This is a genomic window from Bacillus sp. V3B (assembly GCF_024494465.1).
Classification (GTDB): Bacteria; Bacillota; Bacilli; order Bacillales; family Cytobacillaceae; genus Bacillus_BD.
The window spans coordinates 1-12,904 of sequence record NZ_JAETXM010000014.1; the positions used below are offsets into that span (position 1 = coordinate 1).

Below are 12,904 nucleotides of genomic sequence, written 5' to 3' on the forward strand. Positions count from 1 at the left end.
CTAATTTAGAACCTATACCTCTTTGCATTTGGTGACATACACTGATATGAAACAGGACAAGGAGGGGATTTGAAATGGAAAGACAATATCCTGGAAGTTTTGGCTCTCATCATGGACACAGTGGCTATTATCCAAGTCATGGCTACCATCATGGACACGGTGGCTATTATCCAGGTCATGGCTATCATCATGGTCATAGCGGGTATTATCCAGGTCATGGCTATCATCATGGTCATAGTGGGTATTATCCAGGTCATGGTTACCATCATGGACACGGTAGCATATATCATCGTGATAGTAAGTAATGACAATATAGTGAAGACATACCTGAAATAACATAGAGAACCGAGGAACTGTCCCATAAGGTGTCTGACAGCTTATGGGAGATGATTTAAGAAAACTTCCATATACAGTGAAATTAAGTCGTAAAGCCCTAAATATTATTAAGCAAAATATCACTTTTTCACTAGGGATTAAATTAGTTGCACTACTCTTAGTCGTGCCAGGCTGGTTAACTCTTTGGATCGCTATTATGGCAGATATGGGAGCTACTCTATTGGTGTCATTAAATAGTTTACGACTATTACGAGTAAAGGAATAAAAGTAATAAAGGCTATCGGAAGGAACAAGTGGGCCTTCCTATGATTTAAATAGAAAGATACAATAGAATACATGAAAAATTCAGTAGAATCCTAAAATGTCTAACGCTTTTTGAATTCTACTTTTTATTCATTTTCGTTTTACCTATTTTAACTAATAACTCTATGTGCTAAATACACAATAATAAAAAACTATGTAAATTGTCATACGATTTTCTAGTGAGATTGCAAATTTTAGATTATTTTTCCACAATAAGATTCACAAGCATTAAAGTTTGTTATCTCTTTTTCAATTGTTACGATATAAATGAAGATAGTGATAGAAAGGAAAAATGTAAATGACAAATATAAATATTCCCGTTTCAGTCTTAAATCTAGCTCCCATACGCGAGGGTCAAGGTCAAAAGGAAGCGATTGAAGCGATGGTGGAACTTGCGCAAGAGACTGAAAAAATGGGATACAAAAGATATTGGATTGCTGAACATCATAATACATCAACACTGGTTAGTTCAGCTACATCTATTCTAATTAAACATACGTTAGAGCACACAGAACATATTCTTGTTGGGTCTGGAGGGATCATGTTACCAAACCATTCCCCATTAGTCGTGGCGGAACAGTTTGGTACAATGGCAACTATTTATCCAAACCGTGTTGAACTCGGTCTTGGCCGAGCACCAGGTACGGATATGAAGACAGCAAACGCTTTAAGACGTTCAAAAAGTGATTCAGTCTATACATTTCCTGACGATGTAAATGCATTACTGACCTATTTTGGCCCAGAAGATCAGCAAAGTTATGTAAAAGCCTATCCAGGTGTCGGCACAAAGGTTCCGATTTATATTCTGGGTTCTTCCACAGACTCTGCTTATTTAGCTGCGAGCTTAGGTCTGCCGTATGTATTTGCTTCCCACTTTGCACCAAGACATATGGAAGACGCGATAGCGATTTATCGTAAACGATTCCAACCATCGGAGTATCTCGACAAACCATATATGATGATCTGTTTAAATGTTGTGGCAGCTGAAACGGACAAGGAAGCAGAATTCTTAGCAACAACAATGCAGCAATTCTTTCAAAACATTGTACGTAGTACTCAAAGGCCATTAATGCCTCCTGTAGAACATTTGGATTGGGATCCCATGGAAAAAGTAATGGCTACTTCGATGACAAGTGTGACTTTGTTGGGAAGTAAAGATACGGTAAGACAACAATTCATTGATTTTCAAGAGAAATATAACGTCGACGAAATTATGGCCGTGTCTTATATTTACGCTCCCGATAAACAAAAACGATCGTATGAAATACTAAAAGAGGTTGTTGATGGAAGATGATTAGACAAGGAAAAAGTGAAGATATAAGGACTATTTTAAAAATGGTGTCAAATACAATTGAGATCATGAAGGAAGAGCATAATGATCAATGGGATGAAACCTTTTTAGTATTACGAAAAAACACTCATTTCTAAAGAGTAGACGATAAAATACTAGGATGGAGTGTGTAAGGTCAATAAAGTAAAAATTTATCGATTGACCTAAGACACACTCGATTTTCATTAAGAGTGTCTGAAGTCTAAGGAGCTGAATGAAAAGATACAGTTCCTTCTCTGTTAAAAATCATTTGTTTTACTTTTATTTCTATTAAACAAATAAACAATTAATTTAAAAATCCCCTTTAATAAAAGGAACGCAGCAAAAAATAACAGAAAGCCCCAAAGGCCAATAACGGCATCATCAAATTCCATTTGCCCTCGACCCGTTATTTTTTGCTGAATTTCTATTGCAAATACAAGAACAACCAGAACTGTAAAAGTGTAGACAAATGATATAGATGTAATGCTATACTTTGAAAGAAACTTAAATACTACATGAACAAATCCAAATGTTGTGATGCCAATGATGCCAAATACCCATAAATGTAAGTCCTTATCTGTTAAATTTAGACCTGCGCCACTACTCATATCCATAATAATATCATGTATGGAATTGATGATTTCCGCTATAATTAAAATTAATTCTTGCATAGTTACTCCTCATTTTTATATTTTTCATTTTATTATATAAGATTTGCAATGAATTTTGTTGGATTTTGGTCAAGTAAAATAGTAGAAAAGGTGATGTTATAGTTAATTTCAGAGTGTAGAAAAACTCCTTTTTTGGAAAAGTTTTTGAAAAAGGAGTTTTTACATCTTTTTATAGGCGGTTTTGCTGAAGGGTTGAGAAGTAACATAGGATTCCTTAGATTGATCTAAGGGGAGGAGTCACCTTTTTTAGATTAGTTTCTCACATGGCTGTTAAATATTCATTTATTTTTTCTTTCGCAAATTGGAAAGCATCCAGTTCAGTCATTCGTTCTTGATAAGGTAATCTTTTATCAGATTCGAAATAATGTCTAAAATCAGGGTCGAGGTCTTGCATTACATGACGAAATTCATGAAAAAGAGTCTCCATTAAGGGAAGGTATTCATCAAAATCAAAAATAAAAATAATCTCTAATTCTCTCCAATAAATCCCTGATGCAAATCGTATAAACTCATCTTCTTCATCACCTAAGTCACTAATGATCTTATTCGCTTCAAGTCTAGGACAAAAAATAACTGGGATATGAAAAACGGAATCTAAGTGTGTAAAAATAGTATTGTACAAGGCTTCAATGTTCCAAGAAAAGGTATCATCTAAAACATACCATGTTCTGTATTGTTGAAAAATGATACGTTTTTGTAGAACTTGACTTATAGGCATGGACATTACCTCCAATACATTTTTATCCATATTTCTTATAGGATATGGCCAACAAGAGATCGAATATACGTATTGAAGGACTTTTTTCTTGATTAAAATAGTTCAGAATAGAGAACGGCTCATTTCAGGCGCCTCTATTCCAATCTGATATATCTTCTTCAAGTGGAAGTTTGTTTGCTCGTGCTTTTTGGGCAGCATGAAAGAATATGTCAACAAGTAGTGCAGTACCGATCAATCCACCAATCCACGAAATATTCATAGGCAATCCGAACCCAATTTGAGCATTTAAAATATAGGTTAGGATTATTACTAACATGAATGTTCCTGGTATGAGTGCAATGAAATAGTTTTTCTTAGCAACATATAAATACATGCTTCCGATAAAGAGTGCGATAACAGCTGTTGATTGATTAGCCCAGTTGAAGTATCTCCATAAAAGATGAAAATCGATTTGTGTTAATACGGCTGAAATGGCGAACAATGGAATGGCAATCCATAAGCGGTTCGAAAATTTCTTCTGAGTAACTTTAAGATATTCAGCAATAATCATACGTGCACTTCGGAACGCTGTATCGCCAGAAGTAATGGGTAAAACAACTACACCGAGCACGGCAAGTGTCCCGCCAATTGCACCAAGAAGCGCTGTCGATGCTTCACTGACAATGGCTCCGGGTCCACCAGCTGCTAGTATTTCATTCAAACCATTGTAGCCATGAAATAAGCTCATGGCTGCGGCAGCCCAAATCATCGCAATACTTCCTTCTGTTATCATCATTCCGTAGAAAATCTTGCGCCCTTGTCTTTCATTTTGGGTTGTTCGTGAAATAATAGGTGTTTGGGTGGCATGGAAACCTGAAAGAGCTCCACAAGAAATCGTAAGGAATAGTAAAGGGAATACTGGGACATGATCGGGATGGAAATTGGTAAAAGAAAGTTCAGGAATAGGGGCACCCTTTACGACTAATCCAATTCCAACTCCAAGAGCACTAAGCAAAAGTAATGCTCCAAAATAGGGATAAAGGCGACCAATGATTTTATCGACCGATAGTAGTGTAGCTAACGTGTAATAGAGAAAAATACAAGCGATAATAAAGCTGATTACTACTTTACCATCCGTTAGTACATGCAATAGGCTTGCAGGTGTTATAACAAATACAGTTCCCACCAATAAAAGAAGAAGAACTGAAAATGCATTCACAACATGTTTCATGATTTTTCCTAAAAATCTGCTTGCCAGTTCGGGTAAGTGGGCACCACGGTTCCGGATCGAAATCATTCCTGTTAAATAATCGTGAACAGCTCCGGCAAAAATACAACCAATCACGATCCAAATAAAAGCAATGGGTCCGTAGAGTGCTCCCATGATGGGACCAAAAATAGGGCCTGTACCAGCAATATTCAATAATTGAATTAACGAATTTTTAGGAGTACTCATCGGTACATAATCAACACTGTCACTATTGACATAGGCTGGTGTTGCTCGATATTTTTTTACGCCAAATACGTTTTCAACAAATTTGCCATAAGTAAAATATCCAATCATTAAAAGAGCGATTCCCACCAAAAATGTATACATAATAATGATCCCTCCTTTGGTAGAAAAATGAATGCAATTAACAAAAATAAATTTATAAAAAGAAAAGTAATAAGAGATTTGAGAATAGGTAACGAGCCTATCCAATATGAAATCAACCATTCAAATGATGATCCCTTTTAGAGATGCTTGGTTAACACCTTTATTATTCTGTCAAACTTATTCATAATTTATTGTATTTATATTTTAAATATTACAAATATATTTTGACATTTAAGGAGTCATCCTCTATTACTGACTTCCTTTGAAAGGGTTCCTTTTTTCGGTATGATATAATAAAAAAGTTATTTACTGATACAAATCATATAAAATCGTATTTTAGATAAATAAATGATGCTAACAAAAGCGAAATATCCTCAGGAAGGAGCAGACAGTTGAATATCAAGCTAAATCAAAAAATCATTAAAGACATGTGCGGAATTGTCTCCTTCAAACGAGGAGACGCTTTTTTTCGTGCTAATAAAGTAATCGTTAAAAAGAATCGTTCTGAAGTTTGTGAAGCAACGGTTACAGGGTCAGAAGACTTCCATGTCATCATTGAAAAGGATGAGAGTGGTAGAATCCGAACGACGTGTAGCTGCCCAAAACTAGCTTCATTTCAAAAGGACTGTCAGCATGTTGCAGCTGTTTTACTGCTGCTTTACGAACATCAGCGTCAAGGAATCATACCCACACGACCAAGTGAGCATTACTCAGACTCTTCAACTAGTCAGGTGCTAACCGAGGGGGTGATGAGCCTTTTCAATGATTCTCCTGTAAGATCAAGCGGTCAGCAACTTCATTTTGAAAAAAGAAAAGTGCTTGATGTAGAGTTTACATATAAACCGATCACAATAGGCAAGGGGCGAAAAATGTTCGGAGTCGAAATGAAAATAGGTTCTACTCTTGTCAAAAATATCCGCGATTTTCTAGAGAATGTGAGAGATGGACATCCTAGTGTGCTCTCTATTTCTTTCACGTACGATCCAAATCTTCATTGCTTTCAAAGAGAAACAGATGCTGTGATTCAGCAACTCATTCAAGTTATTCAAGATGAAAAGGTGTACATGAAAGCATTGCCAGACAAATTAGAATATGCTAGCAATCAATATCTATTACTGATTCCCCCGTCTTCTTGGGACAGACTCCTTCCAATATTGGAGAGAGCTCCATTGAAGAAGTTGGTGTATGACGGGAACATGTATGATGGTCTCTTATTAATGAAAGGACCACTTTCTTTACAATTTGACTTTGCAAAAGATGCGAGCAAAGGCTATCAATTAAAGATCAAGGGGATGAATCGAATGCTTGTGTTGGATTCATATCGTTCCGTCCTCTCTGAAGGGAAACTAATACAATTGGGAAAGGAGGATTGCAAACGTCTCTCAGATTTGAAAAAAATGCTTGATGTTTCAGGAACGAATCAAATTTCAATTCCACATGATCAGGTTACCTTTTTTCTAGAAAAGATTGTTCCTGGTTTAAAAAAACTAGGCGATGTACAAATAGCTGGAAGTATGCGTAATCAGTTTTTGAAGACACCATTGGTTGCTAAACTGTACTTAGACCGTGTGAAAAATCGTTTGCTTGCTGGACTTGAGTTCCATTATGAACATATGGTGATCAATCCATTGGAGGGTCGGGAACTTCGGTCAAGCTCCATGCTGATAAGGGATGTGGAGAAGGAGGATGCGATCCTAGAGATCATGGAGGATAGCTCGTTTTCTAAGACGGACAGCGGATATTTTTTGCATAATGAAGAGTTGGAATATGAGTTTTTGACCTATGCCGTTCCGAAGCTACAAAAGCTTGTCCAAATATACGCTACTACAGCAGTGAGAAATCGGATTTCCAAAGGGAGTGCTCGTCCGCAGATCAGGGTGAAGGTTCATAAAGAGAGGACCAACTGGTTGGAATTCAAATTTGAGATGGATGGTATCCCTGAAAAGCATATACGTGAAGTTCTTTTGGCTCTTGAGGAAAAACGGAAATATTATCGTTTGCGGAATGGAGCACTCCTTTCATTAGAGACGAGAGAGTTTGAGGAAATCAAGCGCTTCCTAAATGAACTTCCGGTTCAGCATGAAGAGTTGGAAAGTGGCTTGAATGTACCCCTTGTCCGAGGGATTCAGTTTCTTGATGCTGTCAACGATGAGAATCTTTTCACGATAGAGGAGTCGTTCCGTCAGGTTTTGGAAAACATTCGCCATCCAGACCGTTTGGATTTTGATGTGCCTAAAGGCGTTGATCAGGTCTTGCGAGGTTACCAAAAGCATGGCTACAAATGGATGAAAACAATTGCACACTACGGCTTTGGAGGGATTCTAGCAGATGATATGGGACTTGGGAAAACGCTACAAAGCATTGCGTTTATTCTATCTGAGCTTCCGAATATCCGTGAAAAAAAGTTCCCAGTCCTTATTGTGTGTCCCTCTTCTTTAACCTATAACTGGCTTAACGAAATCATGAAATTTGCTCCAGATGTACAAGCGGTTATCGTTGATGGGAATAGAACAGATCGTTTCAAGATACAAAAGGATGTAATGGACATGGACTTGGTTATTACCTCCTACCCATTGTTACGAAAGGACATAAAATGGTATGAGAAACAAATTTTTCACACAGTGTTTTTTGATGAAGCTCAAGCCTTTAAAAATCCTGTTACACAAACAGCAAAAGCCGTGAAGAAAATACAAGCAGATTATCGCTTTGCACTCACGGGGACACCAGTAGAGAATTCGCTTGAGGAACTATGGTCCATTTTTCATGTTGTCTTTCCCGAACTATTTCTTGGATTAAAGGAATACAGTAACCTTTCAAGAGAAAAGATTGCTAGGCGGATCCGTCCATTCTTACTTCGAAGGATGAAAAAGGATGTCCTTTCAGAGCTTCCTGAAAAAATGGAGTCGCTAGAATCAATTGAGTTGCTTCCAGATCAGAAAAAGTTGTATGCTGCTTATTTGGCAAAGCTGCGACATGATACGTTGAAGCATCTGGACAAGGATACTCTGCGGAAAAATCGCATCAAAATTCTAGCTGGTTTGACTCGATTACGACAGATTTGTTGTCATCCAGCCTTGTTTGTGGACGACTATGAAGGAAGTTCGGCCAAGTTTGATCAACTCATGCAGATTGTCAAGGAGTCAAAGCTTTCAGGAAGAAGAGTATTGGTTTTCTCACAGTTTACGAAAATGTTGGAGCTGATAGGGAGGGAATTAGCCTATCAAGACCAGCCTTTTTTCTATCTTGATGGAAAGACCCCCTCTGAAGAGCGAGTAGAAATTTGCAATCGATTTAATACTGGTGAACGCGATTTATTTCTCATTTCCTTGAAAGCGGGAGGAACAGGTCTTAACCTGACGGGTGCTGATACTGTTATTCTTTATGATATTTGGTGGAATCCTGCGGTTGAGGAGCAAGCAGCAGATCGTGCCCATCGGATGGGTCAGAAAAATGTCGTACAGGTCATCAAGCTTGTTGCTCGTGGCACCATCGAAGAGAAAATGAATGAACTTCAAGAGAAAAAGAAACATTTGATTGAAGAAATCATTGATTCTAAGGAGAAAACATCATCAACACTTACGGATGAAGACATTCGAGAAATCCTAATGATCTAAAAGCAGTTAGGAACATCTATACAGTAAGTCAGTTGTTGAAGGAAAAAATTCTTTCGTATAGAAGGTTTAATATAGTGAACTTAAATATCTGTCCTCAAATGTTTAACCAATATAAGAAAAGGAGGAACCTCTCATTATGTATGAATTAAAAACAAAAGAAACCGACAATAGTGTTATCGAATTTATTGAAAAGGTTGAAAGTCCTAAAAAACGTGAAGGTGCTTATCAATTATTAGATTTATTTACTGAAACCACAGGTTATCAAGCGAAGATGTGGGGGTCAAGTATTATTGGGTTTGGTTCGTATCATTATAAGTATGAATCCGGTCATGAAGGAGATGCACCACTTGTTGGCTTCTCCCCACGAAAAGCGAAAATTAGTTTGTATTTTGCGACAGGTGAATGGAAACGAGAAGAATGGTTAAAAGACTTTGGAAAACATACGGCAGGAAAAGGGTGTGTTTACATCAATAAAGTGGAAGATATTGATGTTGAAGTATTAAAAGAGTTAATTAATGAATCAGTTCGTTTTCTGAATGAAACCTATCCGAATAAATAAAGAGTTTATTTGAATAGAATATCTGATATCGCCGCCACGATTGAGGAATCTGCAGCTGGAGTTGAACAAATTATCGCATCCGTTCAACAAACAAGTAGTTCGATGGAAGAAGTAGCATGAAGTTCAAATGATCTTTCCAAGCTAGCAGAAGAATTAAATGGATTAGTTTGTCAATTTAAGCTATAACGGTTTAAAAGGAGATTAAATAGTAGAGGGCTACCCTAAGAGTCAATAAAAATTGAATTTTAGGATAGCCCTCACTTTGATTTTAGGGACTGATTGGACAGCCGAAGCAGTCTAGGTTATTGCCAGGGATTTTTAATGTAAAGTTTGAGCAGTATTAATGGGGTAAAGTCTTCCATTTAAAGAAAAAGAAATGATGCCTGTCTCTTCAGAAACGACAAGGACAAGAGCATCACTTTTCTCCGTTAAACCTAGTGCGGCACGATGACGAGTACCTAGTTTTCTCCCACTTATAACTGCAGTTGTGAGTGGGAGAACATTCGCAGCTGAAACGATTTGATTGGCGCGAATGAGTACGGCTCCATCATGAAGAGGGTTTCCAGGAAAAAAGATAGTCTCTAACAATACTGAGTTTAAAGTAGCTCCTATAGTCGTTCCTTTTTGGATGAAAGGATCAAGAGGGTCACTGCGTTCCACCACGATTAACGCACCATGATATCGATTGGACAGACGTTGAACACAGACAGATAGTTCTTCATATTTATCTGTAAAAGCTGATAAATAACAGTTTAAATAAAAGGAAGCAGCGACTGATTCCATTTGAATAAATTTTTCCTTTATTGCTTCTAGATTGCTTAAGAGACAATAGTCTTCATTACCTAGTACTTCCAAACTGTGTTGAAGTTCACTAGTGATTTGCTGTATTCCATCTGACAATTGTTGTTTCGTTGGTGAAAAATCGCAATTAGTAGTGTTCACTTGTCAGCACCTCCATTCATTATGAAAAATCATAGATCGTTAAAATGGGGGTCTCCTATTTATTCTAGAATATTCTTCAAACCAGACTTCATGTAGGGCCTTTTCTTATCAACAGAACGGAACCAAGGTGCGACCGGCCCTTTCATCAGAATTAACGGCAATTTGATAACCTGTATACAGATTAATAATAAGCTGTTCCTGATTGTTTTTCCTCTTTGATAGTTCAATCATAAGTGTCCAGCGGATCCTACCGTTTAAGCAAATTATTGTTCTGTTAAGTTAGATAAAGAAACCTGTTGTTCTTTCTCTGGCTCAGCGAGAGGATAAATTCTAGCCGTTTCATTATTTTCGTCCACATTTTGAATATAGATGGGAGCTCCATTGAAGGTTACATTAGCCATGACTGGTGAAGCAGCAATTTCTTGTGCTCGTTGTTTATTCATAATAATAATCTCCTTTCGATTGTTCTGAAAATTAGTAATCACTCTTTTTAAAGATTCCCCATCTACATAAAAAGATGCAACCAAAAACTGATTGCCAAATAAAAAATACCCACATGAAAATGGGTATTTTTTATTTGGGGAAATTAGGGTTAGTAAACTCTAAAACCAATTTGTCTGTTGATACTGTATAAATACAAATAGTAGTCATACATGAATTCACTAAATTATCGCTACTATTGACGGACGAAATAATTAACACAGCGGGAAATTTTGTCTAATATGATGCTGGTTATGGTAGCTATAAAGGCACTTCCGATAATATCAGATGGATAATGATGTCCTACCCAAATACGTGAGAAGCCTGTTAACACAGATAATACCCACATGATTGATCCTAGGATTCGTTTATGAAGAAAGATTGAAGTAGAAATGGCAAACACAAGTAGAGTATGTTTACTAGGAAATGTAGAATCCATTTTTGAAGGAATGAGTATGCCGACCCGATATTTTACAAATGGGCGTGGTTTAAAATAAAACAACTTAATCAAGGTGTTTATAAACAAAGTAATCCCGGCAGATATTACTGCATTAAAAGACAACCTTTTGTAAAAATCATTTCTAAACCACATGAAAATTAAAACAAAGATAAACACATAACGAATCTTATTTGATATTAATATCATCAGCAAATCAATTGGAGAAAAACGTCCTGAAAGTTGATTAATTGACTTAAATACTTTGTAGTTCATTAACACGTCTCCTTCTTTCATAGATACCAATAAAATTCCCTACAAGGTAAGAAATATGTAAAAATCGAGAAAAGAAGGCGATAAATTTAAACCGTTACCTATCTGTATTAATAAGAATTGATAAGAGAATATATCTCCCAAATAGTAAGATTTATTTACATAAAATTAAACACTCGTGAAACTGTTTATAAAAAATTTTAAACAAAACCCTTATAATAGAAATTAATATAGAGACCTAAAATCCGTTTTTCTAAATGTATTTAAATCTAGTTATATAAATCCAATTTATTAAATCGATATAAGAAACGGTTGTTCAATCTGCTCGAGCAAGCCTTTATGTACGTAGTAATAACAGCGAAGTGAAAGGAGGTTGGCCGACCGTTTCTATACTATGTCGAAAAATTAAGCTGGACTTATATAAATCATAGGGCATAAAAAACTGTTATATCTAAGTAAGGTTAGATGATTTAATTGAGAAAATATATGTTATTATAATATTTAGAATTATTCGTGTATTAATAGGGAGGCTGTGACTTGAATATAGAAAATTTGAAAATGTTCTGTTTGGTAGTAGATGAAGGAAGTATTAGCCAAGCAGCAAGATTAAGCTTTGTATCTCAGCCAGCTGTAACAAGACAAATTAATCAATTGGAAAATTTTTATGGTACTTTGTTATTCGACAGGACGGGAGGAAAGTTGAAAGTAACCAAAACAGGCAAAATATTATATCCATACGCTAAAACCATTGTAAATGATTTTAATCGTTCAAAGGAAGTTGTTCAACAGGAAATAGGTAAATACAATGCTAGCCTTCAAGTAGGGGCTACTTTCACTATTGGAGAATACTTATTGCCAAGTTTATTGGGGAGGTTCAAAAAACAAAAACCAGATATTAAAGTAACGCTTACCATTAAAAATACCCCTGGGATTTTGGAGGATTTAACAAATGATGTGATTGATTTGGCTTTGGTTGAAGGCATTGTTGAAAATAACGACTTAATTGTTGAGAAATTCGCAGATGACGAATTGATTCTCGTTTGTGCACCTGACCACGAGTGGGAAGAAAAGGTATGTATTGAAGAACTGGTAAATGAGAGGATGATTTGGCGTGAATCCCTCTCAGGAACACGATTAATTGTTGAAAATATGTTAAGAGAGTATGGAATTCTAGAAAAAATTGATAGTTATATGGAAATTGGAAGTACTCAAGCGATAAAAAGTGCTGTTGAGGCAGGACTTGGAATTAGTATTTTACCAAGGTTGACTGTTGCTAGAGAATTAGAACAGGGAACGTTAAGAGAAATTGACATGAACGGAGTCAACCTTACGAGGAATTTATGGCTGGTTAAAAAACCACAAAGGTTTAATAAAACTTGGGTATCGAGTCTTTTAGAATTAATTCAGAGCAAATAAAAATAATGATTTGTCCATTCCAATGTTAACTATAATACTTATAATTATGGCCAAGTGAAAAATCTATAATGTGGGCAGTAGTAGGTGATGTTTATATTTTCAACATCGGAAATAGTTGACTCTTTTAAATCGAATAGAATATTGATAAAAGGAGCGCGCATCTGTATATCTTGCTTGTTGTTGGGTGATATGTTCAACAACAAGTAAGATGTACAGATGTTTTTTAATTGATTAAGAAGATACTTTGATTTTGAGCTTGAAAAATAGT

12 protein-coding genes and 1 pseudogene are annotated in these 12,904 nt (G+C 36.2%); 7 read left to right on the forward strand and 6 right to left on the reverse strand.

Annotation, left to right across the window (positions count from 1 at the left end; translation table 11 throughout):
* Positions 1-74: 74 nt before the first annotated feature.
* From JMM81_RS15010 to JMM81_RS15025, 4 genes and pseudogenes are all read left to right on the forward strand, one after another.
* Complete coding sequence (locus tag JMM81_RS15010) at positions 75-305, forward strand: hypothetical protein (RefSeq protein ID WP_256242379.1); 231 nt, start codon at positions 75-77, stop codon at positions 303-305.
* A 71-nt stretch (positions 306-376) separates the two neighbouring features.
* Positions 377-601, forward strand: a pseudogene (locus tag JMM81_RS15015) (heavy metal translocating P-type ATPase); the annotation flags it as partial.
* A 336-nt stretch (positions 602-937) separates the two neighbouring features.
* A complete protein-coding gene (locus JMM81_RS15020) occupies positions 938-1,933 on the forward strand; it encodes an LLM class flavin-dependent oxidoreductase (protein ID WP_256242380.1) in 996 nt (331 codons plus the stop codon).
* Positions 1,930-2,067, forward strand: coding sequence for a hypothetical protein (locus JMM81_RS15025; RefSeq protein WP_256242381.1), 138 nt, complete (start codon positions 1,930-1,932; stop codon positions 2,065-2,067). The genes JMM81_RS15020 and JMM81_RS15025 overlap by 4 nt, the downstream gene beginning before the upstream one ends.
* Before the next feature lie 141 nt (positions 2,068-2,208).
* Here the strand turns inward: JMM81_RS15025 and JMM81_RS15030 are convergent, their stop codons facing one another.
* The 3 genes from JMM81_RS15030 to JMM81_RS15040 all read right to left on the reverse strand — a co-directional run bounded on the left by JMM81_RS15030 (position 2,209) and on the right by JMM81_RS15040 (position 4,916).
* Complete coding sequence (locus JMM81_RS15030) at positions 2,209-2,622, reverse strand: hypothetical protein (protein ID WP_256242382.1); 414 nt, start codon at positions 2,620-2,622, stop codon at positions 2,209-2,211.
* A 259-nt stretch (positions 2,623-2,881) separates the two neighbouring features.
* A complete protein-coding gene (locus JMM81_RS15035) occupies positions 2,882-3,340 on the reverse strand; it encodes a DUF3920 family protein (protein WP_256242383.1) in 459 nt (152 codons plus the stop codon).
* Between the two features lie 124 nt (positions 3,341-3,464).
* Complete coding sequence (locus JMM81_RS15040; RefSeq protein ID WP_256242384.1) at positions 3,465-4,916, reverse strand: carbon starvation CstA family protein; 1,452 nt, start codon at positions 4,914-4,916, stop codon at positions 3,465-3,467.
* 392 nt (positions 4,917-5,308) lie between these two features.
* On the opposite strand from JMM81_RS15040, the gene JMM81_RS15045 reads away from it, so the two are divergent.
* Positions 5,309-8,530: a DEAD/DEAH box helicase gene (locus tag JMM81_RS15045; RefSeq protein WP_256242385.1), complete on the forward strand. Its 3,222-nt coding sequence runs from the start codon at positions 5,309-5,311 to the stop codon at positions 8,528-8,530.
* A 136-nt stretch (positions 8,531-8,666) separates the two neighbouring features.
* Positions 8,667-9,089, forward strand: a complete 423-nt coding sequence (locus tag JMM81_RS15050; protein ID WP_256242386.1) for a DUF1801 domain-containing protein — start codon at positions 8,667-8,669, stop codon at positions 9,087-9,089.
* Positions 9,090-9,407: 318 nt separating this feature from the next.
* Here JMM81_RS15050 and cdaS read toward each other — a convergent pair whose 3' ends face one another.
* From cdaS to JMM81_RS15065, 3 genes are all read right to left on the reverse strand, one after another.
* Positions 9,408-10,031, reverse strand: a complete 624-nt coding sequence (cdaS, locus tag JMM81_RS15055) for a sporulation-specific diadenylate cyclase CdaS (RefSeq protein WP_256242387.1) — start codon at positions 10,029-10,031, stop codon at positions 9,408-9,410.
* Positions 10,032-10,294: 263 nt separating this feature from the next.
* Positions 10,295-10,474 carry a small acid-soluble spore protein H gene (locus JMM81_RS15060; protein ID WP_256242388.1) on the reverse strand — a complete coding sequence of 60 codons (180 nt, stop codon included), beginning with the start codon at positions 10,472-10,474 and terminating at the stop codon, positions 10,295-10,297.
* 233 nt (positions 10,475-10,707) lie between these two features.
* Entirely contained in the window at positions 10,708-11,223 is a 516-nt protein-coding gene (locus JMM81_RS15065) for an undecaprenyl-diphosphatase (protein WP_256242389.1), read from the reverse strand.
* 534 nt (positions 11,224-11,757) lie between these two features.
* Between JMM81_RS15065 and JMM81_RS15070 the strand changes: the two genes are divergently transcribed.
* A complete protein-coding gene (locus JMM81_RS15070; RefSeq protein ID WP_256242390.1) occupies positions 11,758-12,636 on the forward strand; it encodes a LysR family transcriptional regulator in 879 nt (292 codons plus the stop codon).
* Positions 12,637-12,904 lie beyond the last annotated feature (268 nt).